Genomic DNA, 18,093 nt, shown 5'->3' on the forward strand with positions numbered 1-18,093 from the left:
CAGGGGGGACCATCGGCGGGAGACGCCGTGAGCAGACAGGGATGTTGCTGTGATCGTTCCTGCCCCGGACCCCCGGGACGTGCGTGAGGCGAGCCTGGAGGAACTGTCCCGGTTGCGGCTACCGCTGCCACCTCCGCAGTTTCCGCTGGTCTGGGAGCCGGGCGACCGGATCGAGCTGCGACCCACCGTGGAGATCGAGGCGCGGATCGCGGTACTGCACCTGATTCTGGCTCGCTGCTTCGGCATGCCGCCGCAGGCGGCGATGAGTTGGCTGCTCGCCTCGCACCTGGTGGAGATGGTCACGCCGCCGGAGTTCCAGTTCGTCACCGGTGCCAAGGGCGACCACCGCTCGTTCGTCCTGCACCACGACGCGCTGTTCTCGCTGGCCTGGGTGCTCGGCCTGACCAAGCAGCTCGATCCCACCATGGCGGCGGACGAGCGGCTGGTGGAGCGACTGCCGAACATCGTCGAGGGGGAGACCTTCCCGCAGTGGCGCTCCCGCATCCTGGCCGCGCCGCAGCACCCGGCGGACGCGGCGGCCCTGCTGGATCTGCACTACTGCCTGGACTGGGCGTACCTGGAGGTGGACCGGGCCGGCGGGATGCTGCCCGGTCTGGTGGACGCCAACGCGATCGGCCAGCGGCGGTGGGCCCTGGAGTGGGCGGTGATCCTGCGTGGGCCGTACCACGACGAGCCGCCGGGCTGGGAAGAGGTCGACCTCTCCACCTAGCGGGGCCGGTACACCCCGAGCCGGACCGCCACGGTCACCCGGACCGGTTCGCCGAGGGTGGTGATCCGGGCGGCCAACCCCGCAGGATCGGTGTGCCAGGCGCTCGGACCCATGCCGACCAGGGTGGTCACCTCCGGGCCGGACAGCGTCAACTCCTGCCGGTGCAGGGTGGTCGACTCCTCGGTGAAGTGCCCGCCGAGGCTGGTCGCCACCCGGTCCGCCTTGGCCGGGTCGACCCGCAGCAGACCGAGCGCGTCGACCAGTTCGGTGAGGTGGTCGATGGCCGGGGTCACCACCAGCAGCCGCCCGGCCGGGGCGAGGATCCGGTGGAACTCTGCGCCGTTGCGGGGCGCGAAGACATTGAGCAGCAGCGTCGCCGAGGCGTCCGCCAGCGGCAGCCGCTGCCAGGTGTCGGCCAGCGCCGCGGTGACGCGCGGGTGCACCCGGGCGGCCCGACGCACCGCGGGCTTGGCGATGTCCAGTGCGAGGCCGACCGCCGCAGGCACCGCCGCCAGCACCGCGCCGAGGTGCCGGCCGGTGCCGGCACCCGCCTCCACCACCAGCGGGTACGCCTCAGCAGCACCGTCGGCTGCCCGGACACTGTGGTCCGCGCCCTTTGCTCTGCTTACCTCCACGCAACGCTTCCGCTCGGTTTCCGTTGCGTCCGTTGAAGCAGAGCAAAGGGCGTGCGGGGTGGTCAGGTGGTGCCCGGCGGCCTCGGCGAGGGCGGTGGAGATGATGTCGTAGTGGCCTGCCTCCAGGAACTGCGCCCGGGCGGCGACCATCTCGGCCGTGTCACCGCCGTGCGGGGAACGACCGGTGAGCAGGTTGACGTAGCCCTGCCGGGCGACGTCGAAGCTGTGCCGGCGATGGCAGCGCAGTGCGTGGGCGGTGCCGGCGGTGACGGTGGTCAACCCCTCGCCGCAGACCGGGCAACGCAGGCGGTCGACGACCCGGGGGTCCGGTCCAGGTGCGGTCACCAGGACATTGTCCCCGTCGCCGGGTGGGGCCGGTCGCCGGCGGGGACTAGGGTCAGACCATGGTCACGACTTTGCGGTACGAGGACATCGTCAAGGCACCGAAGGCACTGCTGCACGACCATCTGGACGGTGGCCTGCGACCTGCGACGATCATCGACCTTGCCGCCGAGGTTGGGCACCCGCTGCCCACCACCGACCCGCAGGAGTTGGGCCGTTGGTTCGTGGCGGCGGCCGACTCCGGATCGCTGGAGCGTTACCTGGAAACCTTCGCGCACACCGTCGCCGTGATGCAGACCGCCTCGTCGCTACAGCGGGTCGCCCGGGAGTGTGCGCTCGACCTGGCCGCCGACGGTGTGGTCTACGCCGAGGTGCGGTTCGCCCCGGAGCAGCATCTGGAACGCGACCTGAGCCTGGACGAGGTGGTCGAGGCGGTGCTGGCCGGATTCGTCGAGGGCAGCGCCCTGGCCGCCGAGGCCGGTACGCCGATCCGGGTCGGCACCCTGCTCACCGCGATGCGGCACGCGGCCCGGTCACAGGAGATCGCCGAGTTGGCCGTGCGGCACCGCGACCACGGTGTGGTGGGTTTCGACATCGCCGGCGCGGAGGCGGGCTTCCCGCCCACCCGGCATCTGGATGCCTTCGAGTACCTCCAGCGGGAGAACTTCCACTTCACCATCCACGCCGGTGAGGCCTTCGGGTTGCCGTCGATCTGGCAGGCCATCCAGTGGTGCGGGGCGGACCGCCTCGGCCACGGCGTACGCATCGTCGACGACATCACGCCGGGCCCCGAGCCGGTGCTCGGTCGGCTGGCCGCGTACGTGCGGGACAAGCGGATTCCGTTGGAGCTCTGCCCGTCGTCCAACGTGCAGACCGGCGCCGCCGCCTCGATCGCCGAGCACCCCATCGGCCTGCTCCGTGACCTGCGGTTCCGGGTCACCGTCAACACCGACAACCGGCTGATGAGCGGCACCTCGGTGTCCCGGGAGATGGCCCTGCTCTGCGATGCGTTCGGCTACGGCTGGCGCGAGGTGCAGTGGTTCACCATCAACGCGATGAAGAGTGCCTTCATCCCGTTCGACGAGCGGCTTCAGATCATCGACGAGGTGATCAAACCGGCGTACGCGAAGCTGCTGGGGTGAACCTGGCCTCACCGCGCGGGCGGGTGACCGGCGGAGAGCAGGTGGGCCACCCGACGCAGCACCTCGCGACCGCGCGCCGCCTCCGCGCCGAGGCCGGTCTGCCGGCGTAGCACCGCCGGTTCGGCCCGCAGCAGCGCAACGCCGCGACTCAGCAGCACCCGGGGGCCCTTGCGCTGCTCGGCGAGATCCCGGCTCAACCGGCGGAGGAAGGTCGCGCCACGCGGCCGGCGCAGGGCGTACGCCCCGGCGAGCAGGCCGCGTCGTCGGCATTCCTCGACGATCTCGGCGGCGAAAATCCCTTCGGCCACGAAAAGTGGCGCATCGGCCAGATCAAATCGTCGGGTGGTCACCCGGCGGTCCTCATTTATGGCATAGACGGGTACGTCTGCCGCGCCATGATGGACCAGTCGGGCAATGGTCTCGACAGCGGTGTCGGCGTCCCAAGAACCGGGCGACTCCCAGTCGATCTGCCCGTTCCGTCGAGGTAACGTAGGGTCATCGCCGTCCTTGTAGAAGTCGTCCAAGCAGAGGACCGGAAGCCCGGTTCGTCGCGCTATGTACGACTTTCCGGAGCCAGATGGGCCAGCAAGCAGGACGACTCGGCGCGGGGTGCTCATTACTTTTAGTAACTCCGGACAGACGGACCGCGATCAAATTGCATCAACATCTCATCACACCGCCAGCTAGGGCCAACCTGGGCTTTCTCTTTGTCGACAGGCGTGATGGAATCTCGGATGGTCCGACCCGCCGGGTCGGCCGCTGGGCGTTGCCCGGGGGCAACGCGGACGCTGCAATCACGAGGGCGGTGACGTGAGCAAACGGCCGAAGACGGCAGGCTCCTTCCTGTCGCGTCTGCGCCGGCCGGCTGGTCGGCTCCGCGACATGCCGATCTGGTCCAAGCTCGGTCTCATCATGATCGTGCCGACCATCGCCACGGTCGTCGTGGGCACCAGCGGCCTGTTCGACCACCTGGACTCGCTCAGCGACGCCAACCGGGCCGGCGACCTTGCCCAGCTCATCGGCCACTCCGGCAAACTGGTGGACGGCCTGCAGGACGAGCGGACCGCAGCGGTGTTGCTGCTGGGGGTGCCGCCGCAACAGGCGGGGCAGCCCGAGCCGGAGGCGAAGAAGAAGTACTCCGCCCTCTACAACGAGGTGTCGAGCCGGGTCGACGAGGACAAGAAGCCCTACTCGCAGCAGCGGTCCGCACTCACCGACCTGCCCACCAGCCTTGCCGGGCTGCTCAACCAGATCGACGGGCGGCTGACCGACCTGCCGGGCACCCGCAGTCAGGTGTTCAACGGCAAGTTCAAGATCACTGACGCGCTCCAGTCCTACGACGAGCTGATCAACCAGTTGCTCACCATCCGGGACTCGGCCAGCCAGCTCGCCGGTGACAACGAGCTCAGCGACCGGATGCGCGCGGCGGCTGCGGTGGCTCGCGAGAAGGAGTGGCTCTCCGTACGCCGGGTGGTGGTGCACCGGGCACTCCAGCGGGGCATGAGTTCCGCCCTGCGGACGGACTACATCGCCAGCGAGACGGGTCAGCAGCAGGCGCAGCAGAGTTTCACCTCCGTCGCCACCGAGGAGGAGGCGGAGTTCCACGCCCAGACCATCGGCGGTGGTGACCGTCGGCAGGCCACGATCTACATCAGCCAGGTCAACGCCGACACCTCACCGAACCTCTCCGGCGTCTCCTTCAACGCCGACCAGTGGGATGCGGCGCTGGTCGCCAACGGCAAGCTGATCCGTACGGTCGAGTCGAAGTTCGACACCGACGTGCAGACCCAGGCCGCCGAACTCCGCTCCAACGTGCAGCGTCAGGTGTTCCTGGAGACCGGCCTGCTGCTGACCATGCTGCTGCTGGCCGTCATCCTGGCCTACCTGGTGGCCCGCTCGATGGCCCGCTCCCTGCGTGAACTGCGCCAAGGTGCGCTCTCCATCGCCCAGTACGGCCTGCCCCAGGCGGTGGCCCGGCTACGGGATCCACAGTTCACCGGGCAGCTCTCCCCGGTGCAACTGGCCAACCAGATCGCCGAGCCGCTGCCGGTACGCAGCCGCGACGAGTTCGGTCAGGTGACCGAGGCGTTCAACGCGGTCCACCTGGAGGCCGTCCGCACCGCCGCCGAGCAGGCCGCACTGCGAGCCTCTGTCGCCACCATGTTCGTCAACCTGGCTCGTCGGTCCCAGATCCTGGTCGACCGGCTGATCGGCCATCTCGACCGGCTGGAGCGCGGCGAGGAGGACCCGGACCGGCTGGCCGAGCTGTTCCAGCTGGATCACCTCGCCACCCGGATGCGCCGCAACGACGAGAACCTGCTGGTCCTCGCCGGTGCCGACTCGACCCGGGTACAGCGCGAGCCGGCCGCACTGATCGACGTGCTGCGCGCCGCGCAGTCCGAGGTCGAGCACTACACGCGGATCGAGTTCGGGGTGATCGACCGCGACATCGAGGTGGCCGCGCACGCGGTCAACGACCTCGTCCACCTCGTCGCCGAGCTGTTCGACAACGCCACCGCGTTCTCGCCGCCGGATTCGCAGGTGCTGGTCGAGGCCCGCCGGGTCGGCGATCGCGCCTCGCTGTACGTGGAGGACCGGGGCATCGGGATCAGCCCTGAGCAGCTGACCGACCTCAACGAGCGGCTGGCCACGCCGCCGCAGGTGGACGTGGCGGTTTCCCGGATGATGGGGCTGGTCGTGGTCGCCCGGCTGGCATCCCGGCACGCCGTCAAGGTCGAGCTGCGCCCCGGTACCGACCGAGGCACGGTGGCCGACGTCACGTTGCCGCCCACCGTGCTGGTGCCCCGGGCGCTCTCGGGCCGAGGTTCCCTGCCCGCGGCCCTGCCCGCCCCGGTCGGTCCGCCGAGCGGGCCGAGCCCGGCGTTCGGCGCCCTGCCCGCCCTCGGCAACGGCCCGAGTGCGCCGGCGGCGCCCGCAGTGCCCACGCCGCGTTCCGGTGGCTCGGGCAACCAGGTGACCCTGGGCGGCCGGCCCTTCGAGCCGGCCAACCGCAACGGTTCGGGCACCCCGGCCACCGTGGCGGGTGCGGGCAACCTGCCCGCCTGGTCGGACCTGACCGGTGCCAGCGGCGTCACCGGCGGCGGCAACAGCTTCACCCCCCGCTCCACCGGCGGTCAGTCGACCGATCCGCTGCCGCAGCGGCGGGTCACCGACGAGCAGACCGGTGGTGGGCAACCGAACATTCCGCGTCAGCTGCCGAGCAGCCCCGAGGTCGCGCCGTACGCGCCTCCTGCGGTGTCGGCACCGCCGATCCCGCCGGTCTCGTCGCCACCGGTCTCGGGCACGCCGTACTCCGCCCCGCCGGTATCGGCCGCCCCGGTGTCCGGGCAACCTGTCTCCGCCGCCCCGATCTCGCCGCCCGGCAGCCCGTTGCCGCAGCGTCCAGTGTCGGCGGGACCGGCCGGCCCGGCGACCTCGGCGCCACCCGCCTGGCCTCCGGTCGCCGGGGACCCGGCGGCTCCGGCCGCGCCGGAGCGGCTGGCAGCAGCGCTGGACATGACCACCGAACTGCCTCGGGTACCGCGTCCGGCAGCACAGCCGACGCCGCCGGCCCGGCCGACCATCCCCACGCCGCCGCAGGTCCAGAACCGGCAGCGGTACGCGGATGAGACGATGGAGCTGCCGATCTTCCGGGAGCTTGAGTCGGCGTGGTTCCGCACCCGCCGTACGGGCCCGGAAGAGTCCGCAGGTGCCCGCCAGCCGGCGGCCAACGGGGCACCGACCCAGCAGTTCTCCACGGTCGACGCCGCCGGTCGGCCCAGCCAGCAGCACCAGACCGGGACGACAGGTAACGCACCGATGGCAGAGACACCGACGGCCGCAGGCGGGCCCGGCGGGAACGGCGCTGCGGCGAACGGCGGCCTGCGCCCCGGTGCCGCCGAGAGGCCGCCCGCCTACCGTCCACCGTCGCCGGAGAGTGTGTGGCAGACTGCGGCCGACGATGGCTGGCGGGCTGCCTCCGCCGCGAGTCAGGTGTCGACCGGCGGAACCACCCAGACCGGGCTGCCCAAGCGCACGCCGATGGCGCAGCTCGTTCCGGGCGCGGTGGAGAAGCCGACCAATTCGGTGCAGCGACGTAACCCGGAGTCGGTGCGCGGGCTGCTTTCCGCCTACCACCGGGGTGTCCAGCGGGGGCGCAACCACCCGTCGGACGGCAACCCGACCGGCCCGGAGGGGACTCCGGGCGGGCAGCAATCCTCGCAGTCTGGCTCAGGCCCGGTGGCCGGGAGCAGGCAGAAGGAGCAAGAAGGATGACTAGTACGCAGGACCTCGGTTGGCTGCTGGCCAACTTCGCCGATCGGGTACCCGGTGTCGCGCACGCGGTCGCCGTCTCCGCGGACGGCCTGCTCCTGGCGTCGTCACGAGACCTTCCGCGGGACCGGGCGGACCAGCTGGCGGCGATCGCCTCCGGCCTGGTCAGCCTGACTCAGGGCGCGGCCCGGTGTTTCGAGGGCGGCGCCGTGTTGCAGACCGTGGTCGAAATGGACAATGGCTTCCTGTTCCTGATGTCGATTTCCGACGGCTCGTCGTTCGCGGTGCTCGCTGCACGCAGCTGCGACGTGGGACAGGTTGGTTACGAAATGGCCCTGCTCGTGGACCGGGTGGGTGACGCCCTGACCCCGCAGCCGCGTACGGCTGTGGGGATGATGGGCTGAACGTCGCGCCGGCCGGTGGGGCGGGCGGGGCGACAACACTGCATACGACGGGTAGCACCGGTGCGATCCGGTGCCGGGTACGAAGGAGGTGAGCGGCGACATGGCCGATCGTGACGAGCCGACCGGTGCGTTGGTCCGTCCATACGCCGTTACCCGCGGTCGTACCCGTCCCCGCCTCGACATCGCCCTTGAGGCGCTGGTCGAGACGACGGTGCGCGGTCGGGCCGTTGCCACTGGCAACGGTGGTCAAGGCCGTGAACACCAGTACATCGCCGCGCTGTGTGACGGACGCGTGCAGTCACTCGCCGAGATCGCGGCGCGGATGCAGCTTCCGCTCGGCGTGGCCCGGGTGCTCATCGCCGACATGGCGACGGACGGCCTGGTCGCGGTCCACGAGCCGACCATTCTGGACGACTCGGACGACGCGGTGGGCACTGAACTGCTGGAGAGGGTGCTGAGTGGACTTCGCAGGCTCTGACATGTCGCACCGGCCGCCGGTCCCGAGCGGGCGCGTGACGTCGGCGAAGATCGTTATCGCTGGCGGATTCGGCGTCGGCAAGACGACGCTGGTCGGTTCGGTCTCGGAGATCACGCCGCTGACCACCGAGGCCATCATGACTTCCGCCGGAGTGGGCGTCGACGACACCCGGCAGGTGCCGGGGAAGACGACCACCACGGTGGCCATGGACTTCGGCCGTATCTCGATCGATCGTGACCTGATCCTGTACCTGTTCGGTACGCCGGGTCAGACCCGCTTCTGGTTCATGTGGGATGAGCTGGTCCGGGGCGCGATCGGCGCGGTCGTGCTGGTGGACACCCGTCGGCTGGCCGACTGCTTCGCGGCGATCGACTTCTTCGAGCATCGGCGGTTGCCGTACCTGGTGGCCATCAACTGCTTCGACGGTATGCAGTACCACGACCCGCAGGACGTCCGCGAGGCGCTCGCGATCTCCAGCGACGTGCCGGTGGTGGCCTGCGACGCCCGGAACCGGGAGTCGACGAAGCACGTGCTGATCTCGCTGGTCGAGTACGTCCTCACCATGCGTCGCTCGCGGGCCGTCGCCCCGGCCTGAGCGTCGCGTCGCAGCGCCCGGTGACGGCTCAGTCGACACCGGGCGCTGGTTGCTGTGCGGAGCCGATCCGGCACCGGCGACTGCTGGCCGTCGGATCGGCCAGCGGGACAGCTCCGCCCGTGCAGCCGACCCGGTGAGCGCCCCTGTGGCGGCACGGGAGGCCGAAGACGTCCACATGCCACCGTTCCCGCGATTGAGGCGGCTACGGCCTGCTCGGCGGCGCGCTTGACGCCTTCGGCGGCCGGAGCGAGCCGTACCGTGTGGACGGGGTCCGCGTCGGCGGTGACTTCGGACCCTGCCGACGCGGGTCAGATCATCGGGTGTGGACGGAAACCGTCAGATGCACGGGCTCAGGAGCGGTAGCCGGCGGAGCGGTACTCGTACTCCCGGTCGTCGTCCCGGTCGCCGGTGTCCCGGCTGAAGTCCCAGCCACCGGCCGACTCCCGACCCGGGCGTCCACCAACGGCGAAACCGCCGATCTCCTGCCCTCGACGCCAGCCGCGGAAGTAGCCGGTGGTGTTCTCGGCCAAGCTGGCCGCGTCGCGCACGATCCGCAGTGGACGCTCCTCGCGTAGCGGCGAGCCGGGCACGAGATTGGCCTGCGGTACGCGTTTGGGCAGTCCGGCGTTCGTCTCGGCACCGACCGCCGGACTGGCGGCCTGCTCGGCAGCCTGCCATCCGGTGTCGGCCAGGCTCGACCAGTCCAGATCGGAGTCCTCGCCGTGCCCGACGAACCAGGCCGACCTGGCCTGGGCGAAGATCAGCAGGTCGCCGTCACCCTCGTCGGAGATCGGCGACGGCCGGTGTTCGATCGGCGGGACCGGCCGGCGCGGCGGCAGTGGCGCTGGCGCGTCCAGCCGCTCGGCGGGGCGCCCGCGCTCCTCGTCACGAGCCCGGTCCACCAGACGCAGCGGCGGATTCTCTAGGTGCGACTCCGGCCCGTTGCGCAACGCCCGGTCGGCCAGCGGTGGCGGCTCGACGAGCCGCAGCACCGGCGGCTCCGGCGGCAGGTCGTCGGCGAGCCACGGCGGGGTCACCCGGCGCTCGGTGTTCAGCTCGACGGGCACATCGGGACCGGTGTCGGGGCCTGCGTTCCGGTTCCGATCGTCGTACGAGCCGGTGGCGGGGTTGTGTGCCGGGGTGTCGGCGGGATTCTCCGGGTTGTTGACCAGCGGCCAGTTGGCGCGTGACCCGGGTGCGGCCGGCTCCTGCCCGGGGCGGGGAGTCGGCACCGGCACGCTGAGATCGGTGGCGCTGAACCCACCCGTCGGCGCCGGCGGCGCACCGTTGGTCTTCGGCCGGGGCGGGATGATGGTGCGCTGACGTTCGGCGCGGGCGCTGTTGATCGCCGCGGTGGTCAAGGTCGGTCGGAACGGCTCGCCGGCCTCGGCGGGTGGGATCGAGCCGCGCGGTGCCGGCGCGATCGGGGTGATCCCGGGCGGTGGCGGCGGCGTGGAGATCGGCCGGTTCGTCGGCCCGTCGATCCGTGGTCCGGGGGACTCGGGACGCGCCGGCGGCGCCGAGACGGGCGGTCCGGCGACCGCGGCCGGTGCGATCGGGGCCGGTGCGACCGGTGGCGGGGTGACCGGTGGCGGCGCCACCGGCGGCGGACCCATCGGCCGGGGTGCCGCCGGTGCGGTGTTGCCCGGCACGGGCTCGGGACGGGCCCGGCGTCCTCCGGCCGGCTCGGGGCCGGTGGGGCGTACCGCTCGCAGACCGGCTGCGCCGGGGGCGGTGGGCAGTTCACCGACCGGCTCGCCGCGTCGGGCGGCGGCCCGACGGCCGGGGGCCTGGGCCGGGCCGGGCGTACGGGCGTGCAGCGCGCCGACCAGTGCCTCGCAGCCGGCGTCACAGGCCCGTACGGAAGCGACCGTCTGCCGGATCGTCTCGGCGGCGGCAGAGGTCAGGGCCCGGTTCACCGTGGACCGGCGGGGCGTCTCGGAGATGGCCACCCGTAGCGCGGTGACCGCCTCGTCGATCGCGTCCGGGTCGCCCACACCGTCGGCTGCGAGTTGCGCGGCGACGGCGTCGGCGGTGACCGCGGCGTCCCGGCCCCGGCCTGCGTCGGTGAGCATGCTCGGCTCGGGCAGGGCCTCCAGTACCGCCAGCGGGATCGACTCCGCAGGGTCGGGGAAGGCACGCAGGGCGGCCGGGTACAGCTCGCGCAGCACCTCGCGCAGCGCCACTGCGGCGGAATGCCGCCCGCTGGTCAGTGCCGCGTGCGCGGCGAGGATCTGCTTGTAGCCGGCAAGGTCCCGGGGAGCCGGCAGGGTCACGGCGGACAGGGCACCGGCCTGTAGGGCACGAGCCAGGCCGACGGCCCGCCGCACGGCCGGCGGCGACTGCATCTCCTCGATCGAGTCGTCATCGGCGAACCGCTCGGCGAAGTCGTCCACCGAGTCGTCGTCCGCGATCGCCAACGGACGTCCGGCGGCGCTGAGCAGTGAGGTGACGGTGTGGTCGTCGGTGTCGGCGGCGATCGCCGCTCCGCTCGGCCCGCCGGAGCGGTCCACGAGCAGCGTGACCAGCCGGGCGTAGCCCGCCGGGTCGTCGCCGACCTCGCAGACATGCAGCAGACGGCCTGCGTCGTCGACCACAGCGGACGTCAGCGTCGATCCGACCGAGGCCGGTCGGTCGGCCGGATCCGCCGAGGCCAGACCGCAGTACACGCGCACGAGCGCCACGGCGTCGTCCTCCTCCCGGGAGACAGGGCTTAGCTCTGCCAGAGACTGATGCTCCCTGGTGTGGGTCAGTCGCGCCAGTCCACGACCGCAGAGATCTTTCCGACAATGGTCCGCCAACCGAGACTTGCGGTTTGTGCCCCGATTTTCTTCAGCCGGCGGCGACCCAGAAAACCGCCGATCCCGCCGTTGACCGAGGCGCGCAGGGCCTCGTCCAGGTCGTCGAGACTGGAGCCGGCGGAGAGCATGTCGAGCACGGCGGGCAGGCGCAGCGCGTACGACAGGTCCCGGGCGACCTCGCCGGCCTCGATGAGCAGCGTCGGGTCCCAGGTGTCGTGCCCGCCGCGCAGGTTCTCCACGACGAGATCGAGTTCGTAGACGTCCTCGTCGCGCGGCGCGATGTCGGCCGGTTCCACCCGTTCGGACAATTCATTCCAGCTGTCCAGCTGAGACAGATCGTTCGGGGCGCCGGAGCGGACGAAACTCACCAGCGACTCGGGCGTCTTGAACAGCAGCAGCCGTCCCCGGTGGCTCAGGAAGACCGGCACCTCCTCGTCGCCGGCCTCGTCGACCGCCTTGGCGTCGGTGTCGTCCTTAGCCTCGGTGTCCGCAGCGCCGTCCTTGGCCTGCTTCTCCTCGTCGTCGCTCTCGGCGAACTCCCGGGCGATCTCCTCGTCGAGGATGACGACGTCCTCGTTCTCGTCGTCTTCGGCCTCGACGACCTGGCGGCGGGCCAGGAACGGGTCGTCGGCGTCACGTTCGGCGACGTCGGTCGGGGTCAGCTCGCTGGCCGACCGGTACGCCCGCAGCGTGTAACCGGTGCCGGCCGGCAGGGCAATCTCCACCGGGTCGATCCGCAGTTCCTCCCAGAGCGCGCGGGAGGCGCCGGGATCTGCGTCGTCGGCGACCTCCGGCTCAGCGGTGGCGTCCGGCTCGGCGGGGCCGGTCGTGTCATCGAGCTCGGGCTCGTCGGCGTCCGGCCGTTGAGGCGACTGGCGGGCCACGGTGACCTCCGTGTGCGTCGGGCTGCCCACCCGCCGGCGCGAATGCCGGCGAGTGACTCTGGGCACATACCCTAGTTGGCTGCGCTGGGTGACCGGTGCCCGCCCCGGTGGCGAGGCCGCCGTCCAACAAGTAGCGTTTCTACGCATGAACGCCCAGGCGCTGCACGGACACCTCGATTCCCTGCTGCTCGCCGTGCTGGAGCGGGGTGCCCTGCACGGCTACGCCATCATCGAGGCGCTGCGGGCCCGCAGCGACGGTCGGCTCGATCTGCCCACGGGCACCGTTTACCCTGCGCTGCGCCGGCTGGAGCGGGCCGGACACGTGGCCAGCGTCTGGAGCACCGTCAACGGGCGGGAACGTCGGACGTACGAGCTTACCGACGCCGGCCGGCGCGCCCTGGCCGAGCAGCGAACGGGGTGGCGTGAGTTCAGCGCGACCGTCGGGCGTTTCCTTGATGTCAACCGCCCGTCTGCGGCATCGAGCTGACCACCGAGGCTCGGTGGCGGCGGCCCGGGTGGTCGCCGCCCGCACGCCGACACTCCGAGTGACCTGGCGGGGCTCCGGCGAAGCACCCTCACCCGGTGGCCAACCGGCGGGCGGCGAGTAACCAGGTGTGCGCGGCCCGGCCCAGCCAGAGGTGTCCCGCGCCCGCGACGAGCATTCCGACGATCATCGGGGGCCAGGTGAGCGCCGCGTCCCACAGCACGATCGACCAGCCGAACAGCGCCAACCCGGCCAGCGCGCCCAGCACGGCGGTGCCGGTCAACAGGGTGCCCACCGCGTGCGCCGCGGTGGTGAACCCCGGCCACGACGACCGTGCGGTCATCGCCGCCAGCACCAGCCCGGCCACACCGAACAGGAACGCCGCCGCCCAGATCACCTCGACCGACCGGGACAGCAGCAGATAGCCGGCCGGTGGTGGCGGGCCGGCGCTCCAGCTCGACCCTTGCCACGTCAGATCCCCGGCGACAGCGGCGACCCCGGCGAAGGCGACGATCCACAGCGCCAGCCGGCGCAGTGCCGCCACCGCCAACTCGGCCTGGTACGCCGGTGCGAGCTGCTCGGGCGTACCGAAGTCGGCCACCGCCTGCCGGGACGCCGCATCGGCGGGCAGACCACCGTCCCGGTACGCCTCGACGGCGTCCAGCAGCCCGTGCCGTGCCTCGGTCAGCAGGTCCGCTCGCAGTCGGCGTGGCCCGTGCAGTCGGCTGGCCAACAGCCGCAGATGCTCCTCGACCAACACGTCCTCACCGACCGGCATGGCCTCATGCTGCCAGCCGGGTGGCCGTCCCGCCGTCCGGGACATCCCTGAGGGGGTCAGCCGGAGACAGCCAGGTAGCCGTGCTCGGCGGCCTGTTGCAACGTCCACTGCTCCCGGTACCAGCCGGGGGTCGCGATCAGCTCCGCGTGCCGGCCCCGCTGGATGATCCGTCCCGCGTCCAGCACCACGATCTCGTCCAGCCCGGTCAGACCGCTGAGCCGGTGGGAGATCAGCAGCACCGAACGCCCGGCGGGAACGGCGGCGAGGGCGGAGGCGAGCACCTCGTCCGCGGCGACCGGGTCGAGCCCTTCGGTCGGCTCGTCGAGCACCAGCACGGCGGGCGCGGCGAGCAGTGCCCGGGCCAGCGCGAGGCGCTGCCGCTGACCGCCGGAGAGCTGCGCGCCCTCCTCGCCGACGACGGTGTCCCAACCGTCCGGCTGGGCCCGGACCCAGTCGGCCAACCCGGCCGCCTCGGTCGCGGCGGTCAGCGCCTGCTCGTCGGCGCCCGGGCGGCCCAGCAGCAGGTTCTCCCGGACCGTGGCGTGGAAGACGTACGCCTCGGCGAACAACCCACCGACCACCGCCGGCAGCTCGTCGGGCGGGTACGTGCCGAGATCGCGCCCGTCCAGGGTGACCCGGCCGTCATCCGGGCGCACCGCACCGGTCAACACCGCCGCGAGGGTGCTCTTGCCTGCGCCACTCGGGCCGACCACCGCCACCCGTCGACCCGCCGGCAGGTCGAGGTCGAACGCGTCCAGCGCGGCGGCTGCGCCGCTGCGGTACCGCACGGTCACCCCGTCGAAGCACACGTCGGGAGCACCGTTGCGCCCGTCCGGCCGGGTGGTCCGGTCGGCCGGCTGCTCGGCGGCCGGAAGGTCGGTCACGAGGTGGGCGACCCGAGCCAGGCCGGCGCGTAGCGCGGTCCACTGCCGGGCGGCGCCGACCAGGGCGAGGGCGATCTCCACGGCGGCCAGGGTGCCGACCGCCAGCACGCCGACGAGCACCCCGCCCACCCCGGCGCGTAGCGCGACGAGCACCACGGCCCCGGCGGTCAGCCCGGCCACCAGCACCCCGGCGGCGTCGACGGCGAAGCCACGCACGGCGAGCCGACGTTCCAGCCGGGCCAGTCGCCGGGCGCGGCGGCGGGCCGCGTCGAGGGCGGCACCGGTCGCGCCGAAGGCGGCGAGGTCGGCCGCGCCGTGGGTCAAATCGACCGCGTCGGCGGCGAGCGCACCGCGCAGCGGCGCCACCTCGGCGGCGGATCGTCGGGTCAGCGCGGTGGCCAGCGCAGGCAGGGCCACCCCGGCCACCAGCAGCCCGGTGGCGAGCACCAACGCGGCCGGCGGCGAGACGAGCGCGGTCAGCCCGACCGCCAGGACGCTCACCAAGCCCGCCGCCACGCCCGGCACGACGACCCGCAACAGCAGGTCCTGCACCGCCTCCACGTCGGAGACCAGCCGGCTCAGCGCGTCGCCGGTGCGTGGTGGGGCGCCGCGTCCGGCGGCCAAGGTGGCGAAGACCCGGGTACGCACGTCGGTGACGAGACGGAGTACGGCGTCGTGGCCGGCGAGGCGTTCGGTGTAGCGCAACACACCCCGACTGACGGCCAGTGCCCGCACCGAGACGATCGCCACGGTGAGTCGGTCCAGTGGCGGTTGACCGGCCGCCGCCATCAACAGCCACGTCGCCGTGGCCATCAGGGCCAACCCGGCGAACTCGGTCGCGGCGGCGAGCAGTCCCGCACCGATCAGCCGCTTCAGGTACGGCCGGGCCAGGCGCAACACGACCAGCTCCGGCGCCCCACCGGCCGGGCGGACACCGGCCTCGGCCTCGGCGGAGGTGGCCCGGGAGGATCGTTCCTCGCTCATCGGCCCTCCCCGGCTCGTTGCGGTGTCAGTTCGGTCACCCGGCCGTCGTCGACCCGCAGGATGCGGTCGGCATCAGCGAGCAGGGCGGGCCGGTGCGCGACCAGCAGCGCGGTGCGACCCGCCACCAGACGGTGGGTGGCCGACAGCACCACCGCCTCGGCAGCGGCGTCGAGGCGGGCGGTGGGCTCGTCGAGCAGGACCACGGGGGCGTCCCGCAGGAACGCCCGGGCCAGCGCGACCCGCTGCCGCTGCCCGCTGGACAGGCCGTGCCCACGCTCGCCGAGCAGAGTGTCCAGGCCGTCGGGCAGTGCGGCGATCACCTCGTCGAGGGCGGCGTCCTTGACGGCGCCCTCGACCGCGGCTGAGGCCGCCTCGGGGCTGCCGAGCCGGATGTTGTCGGCCAGCGAGGCGGCGAAGAGGTGGGCGCGCTGCGGCACCCAGGCCACCTGTCGGCGCCAGCCGTCGAGATCGGCCTCGGCGAGGTCGACCCCACCCACGGTGACCCGGCCGCAGGTCGGGGTGACGAAGCCGAGCAGCAGGCCGAGCAGGGTGCTCTTGCCTGCGCCACTGGGGCCGATGATCGCGATCCGCTCGCCGGGCCGGATGGTCAGCGAGACGTCGCGCAGCGCCACGGTGCGCTCGTAGGCGACGGTGACCGACTCCAACCTGATCTCGCCGCGCCCGTCCGGCAGCGTACCGGCGCGGGTGGCCGGGGCCGGCGCGGAACCGGAGAGGGTGAACGCCTCGTCCAGCGCGGTGAGCCCTTCCATGCTGGCGTGGAACCTGCTGCCGGCCGCGCGCAGCGGCAGGTACGCCTCCGGGGTGAGCAGCAACACCAGTAGCGCGATCTGAAGGGTCATCCCGCCGCCAAGCAGCCGGATGCCCACCGGCACCGCGACCAGTGCCACGGACAGGGTGGCGACGAGTTCGAGCACCAGGGCGGAGAGGAAGGCGATCCGCAGGGTCTTCATGGTGGCCACGCGGTGGCCGTCGGCCATCCGGCGTACCGCGTCGGTCTGGGCTCTGGCCCGTCCGAAGGCACGCAGCGTCGGCAGTCCGGCCACCATGTCCAGGAAGTGCCCACCGAGTCGGGACAGCCGGCGCCACTGGCGTTCGGTGGCGGCCTGAGCCTGCCAGCCGAGCAGCGCCCCGAAGATCGGGATGAGCGGCAGGGTCAACGCGATGATCAGCGCCGAACTCCAGTCGGCGAAGACGATCCGGCCGAGCACGGCGACTGGCACGGTGACGCTGAGCACCAGTTGCGGGAGGTAGCCGGTGAAGTAGGCGTCCAGGGCGTCCAGCCCGCGACCGGCGAGGGTGGCCAGTTGCCCGGCCCGCTGTCCGGCGACCCAGCCGGGCCCGTGTCGGGCGACCGCGCCGAGCAGGTCGGCCCGCAAGGCCGCCTTGACCGTGGCGGCCAGCCGCGCCGACACGGTGCCCTGTGCCCAGACCAGCACCGAGCGGGCCGCGACGGCGGCGACGAAGCCGGCCAGGGCGGCCCGGTCCAGTTGCCCGGTGAAGGCGGCGGCCAGCAACGTGGCCAGGGCGGTGGCCTGCGCCACGATCAACCCGGCGGCGAGCACGCCGAGTAACGCCAGCAGGGCGAGGTCACCCCGTGCCGCAGGGACCCGGCGCAGCAGGCGCGGGTCGAAAGGGCGGCGGTTCACCAGTACACCAGCGCCCTACCCTCAGTCCGTCCTCGGAAAATCCACCAGCACATCGTCTGAAAGCCTAGTAGTGCCGGCAGCAACGGTACTGCGAGCCAGCCCAGCAGGCGTAGCGTCGGGCCACTGGCTGCGGCGTTGGTCACGGTCAGTGACGCTGCGGGGTCGACAGTCGAGACCAGCACGTACGGCCAGAGGGTCGCCCCGACCAGCACGACCGGCAGCGCCAGCGCCGTCGCGGTGGCGGCGAAGGCGACGCCGGCCCGCCGCCGGCCGAGCGCCGCCCGCGCCACCAGCAGCGCCGTGACCAACGCCACCGCCAGCAGTACGCCGACCGCCGGTCGCTGAGCTGCGCTGCGTACCCGCTCGGAGAGCAGGCCCACGACGACAGCCGTACCGACCGCGGCGGCCGCAGCGAGGACCAGCCGGCGGGCCAGCGGCCGGAGCCGGTCGGCCTCGGCGGCCGGCAGCCGTAGCGTGAGGAAGGCCGCACCGTGCGCCGCGACCAGTGCGACCAGCGCCAGCCCGGTGGCGGCGGCGAACGGGGTGAACAGGTGCGTCACGCCGACGACATGACCGTCCGGATGCCGCGGTACGCCTTGCAGCAGCCCGGCGAGCACGACGCCCCAGCCGAGCGCGGCGAGCAGGCTGCCGACCACGATGATCCGGTCCCACCCGGCCCGCGCCCACCCGCTGGTCGGCCGGCTGCGCAACTGCACTCCGGCGGTGACCAGAATCACCCCGGTCAATGCGCCCAGTGCGGCCGGATAGCTGCCGGCGAGCAGTTCCCCCTCCAGGACGGGGAAGGCGCCGAACAGGACGCCGACGGCGGCGACCAGCCACACCTCGTTGCCGAGGAAGAACGGTCCGACGGCGTTCAGCGCCGCCCGCCGCCGCGCCGGGTCGGTGCCCCGGGCGAGCAGCAGGCCGACGCCGTAGTCGTAGCCACCGAGCACCAGATAGCCGGCGAAGAAGAGGCCGAGCAGGGCGTACCAGGCGAGTTCCATCAGGCTCTC

At 72.5% G+C, this 18,093-nt stretch carries 15 protein-coding genes; 7 read left to right on the plus strand and 8 right to left on the minus strand.

Annotated features, from left to right (window positions below; translation table 11 throughout):
- The first annotated feature begins 49 nt into the window (after positions 1 to 49).
- On the plus strand, positions 50 to 730 hold the full coding sequence (locus AB0M35_RS00975; RefSeq protein WP_363740212.1) for a DUF4272 domain-containing protein: 681 nt from the start codon (positions 50 to 52) through the stop codon (positions 728 to 730).
- Here the strand turns inward: AB0M35_RS00975 and AB0M35_RS00980 are convergent.
- Positions 727 to 1,710 carry a putative RNA methyltransferase gene (locus AB0M35_RS00980; protein WP_363740213.1) on the minus strand — a complete coding sequence of 328 codons (984 nt, stop codon included), beginning with the start codon at positions 1,708 to 1,710 and terminating at the stop codon, positions 727 to 729. The two genes, AB0M35_RS00975 and AB0M35_RS00980, sit on opposite strands and share 4 nt — an antisense overlap.
- 59 nt (positions 1,711 to 1,769) lie before the next feature.
- Here AB0M35_RS00980 and AB0M35_RS00985 point away from each other — a divergent pair, with 59 nt between their 5' ends.
- Positions 1,770 to 2,849 carry an adenosine deaminase gene (locus tag AB0M35_RS00985; protein WP_363740214.1) on the plus strand — a complete coding sequence of 360 codons (1,080 nt, stop codon included), beginning with the start codon at positions 1,770 to 1,772 and terminating at the stop codon, positions 2,847 to 2,849.
- A gap of 8 nt (positions 2,850 to 2,857) precedes the next feature.
- Here AB0M35_RS00985 and AB0M35_RS00990 read toward each other — a convergent pair whose 3' ends face one another.
- Complete coding sequence (locus AB0M35_RS00990) at positions 2,858 to 3,199, minus strand: hypothetical protein (protein WP_363740215.1); 342 nt, start codon at positions 3,197 to 3,199, stop codon at positions 2,858 to 2,860.
- Positions 3,200 to 3,659: 460 nt separating this feature from the next.
- Here AB0M35_RS00990 and AB0M35_RS00995 point away from each other — a divergent pair, with 460 nt between their 5' ends.
- The 4 genes from AB0M35_RS00995 (at position 3,660) to AB0M35_RS01010 (ending at position 8,598) form a co-directional block, all read left to right on the plus strand.
- A complete protein-coding gene (locus AB0M35_RS00995; protein WP_363740216.1) occupies positions 3,660 to 7,124 on the plus strand; it encodes a nitrate- and nitrite sensing domain-containing protein in 3,465 nt (1,154 codons plus the stop codon).
- Entirely contained in the window at positions 7,121 to 7,525 is a 405-nt protein-coding gene (locus AB0M35_RS01000) for a roadblock/LC7 domain-containing protein (RefSeq protein ID WP_013731521.1), read from the plus strand. The genes AB0M35_RS00995 and AB0M35_RS01000 overlap by 4 nt, the downstream gene beginning before the upstream one ends.
- Before the next feature lie 100 nt (positions 7,526 to 7,625).
- Complete coding sequence (locus AB0M35_RS01005; protein WP_091416218.1) at positions 7,626 to 8,003, plus strand: DUF742 domain-containing protein; 378 nt, start codon at positions 7,626 to 7,628, stop codon at positions 8,001 to 8,003.
- 1 nt (position 8,004) lies between these two features.
- Positions 8,005 to 8,598 (plus strand): ATP/GTP-binding protein, encoded by a 594-nt coding sequence (locus AB0M35_RS01010; protein WP_363740217.1) that lies wholly within the window; start codon positions 8,005 to 8,007, stop codon positions 8,596 to 8,598.
- Between the two features lie 350 nt (positions 8,599 to 8,948).
- Here the strand turns inward: AB0M35_RS01010 and AB0M35_RS01015 are convergent, their stop codons facing one another.
- Together AB0M35_RS01015 and AB0M35_RS01020 are read right to left on the minus strand one after the other, a co-directional pair.
- Entirely contained in the window at positions 8,949 to 11,282 is a 2,334-nt protein-coding gene (locus AB0M35_RS01015) for a transposase (RefSeq protein WP_363740218.1), read from the minus strand.
- A 65-nt stretch (positions 11,283 to 11,347) separates the two neighbouring features.
- Complete coding sequence (locus AB0M35_RS01020; RefSeq protein ID WP_363740219.1) at positions 11,348 to 12,313, minus strand: DNA primase; 966 nt, start codon at positions 12,311 to 12,313, stop codon at positions 11,348 to 11,350.
- A 115-nt stretch (positions 12,314 to 12,428) separates the two neighbouring features.
- Here AB0M35_RS01020 and AB0M35_RS01025 point away from each other — a divergent pair, with 115 nt between their 5' ends.
- Complete coding sequence (locus AB0M35_RS01025) at positions 12,429 to 12,770, plus strand: helix-turn-helix transcriptional regulator (protein ID WP_363740220.1); 342 nt, start codon at positions 12,429 to 12,431, stop codon at positions 12,768 to 12,770.
- Between the two features lie 88 nt (positions 12,771 to 12,858).
- On the opposite strand, the gene AB0M35_RS01030 is transcribed toward AB0M35_RS01025, so the two are convergent.
- Genes AB0M35_RS01030 through AB0M35_RS01045 form a run of 4 tightly spaced genes read right to left on the minus strand, consistent with a single transcriptional unit; the run spans position 12,859 to position 18,084 of the window.
- Entirely contained in the window at positions 12,859 to 13,545 is a 687-nt protein-coding gene (locus tag AB0M35_RS01030) for a permease prefix domain 1-containing protein (RefSeq protein WP_363740221.1), read from the minus strand.
- Positions 13,546 to 13,601: 56 nt separating this feature from the next.
- Positions 13,602 to 15,413 carry a thiol reductant ABC exporter subunit CydC gene (cydC, locus tag AB0M35_RS01035; protein ID WP_363740222.1) on the minus strand — a complete coding sequence of 604 codons (1,812 nt, stop codon included), beginning with the start codon at positions 15,411 to 15,413 and terminating at the stop codon, positions 13,602 to 13,604.
- On the minus strand, positions 15,410 to 17,080 hold the full coding sequence (gene cydD, locus AB0M35_RS01040) for a thiol reductant ABC exporter subunit CydD (RefSeq protein WP_363740223.1): 1,671 nt from the start codon (positions 17,078 to 17,080) through the stop codon (positions 15,410 to 15,412). Before cydD ends, cydC begins: the two co-directional genes overlap by 4 nt.
- Positions 17,077 to 18,084 carry a cytochrome d ubiquinol oxidase subunit II gene (locus AB0M35_RS01045; protein WP_363740224.1) on the minus strand — a complete coding sequence of 336 codons (1,008 nt, stop codon included), beginning with the start codon at positions 18,082 to 18,084 and terminating at the stop codon, positions 17,077 to 17,079. The genes cydD and AB0M35_RS01045 overlap by 4 nt, the downstream gene beginning before the upstream one ends.
- Between the last annotated feature and the right edge of the window lie 9 nt (positions 18,085 to 18,093).

This window comes from Micromonospora sp. NPDC051196, from assembly GCF_040682415.1.
GTDB lineage: Bacteria > Actinomycetota > Actinomycetes > Mycobacteriales > Micromonosporaceae > Micromonospora.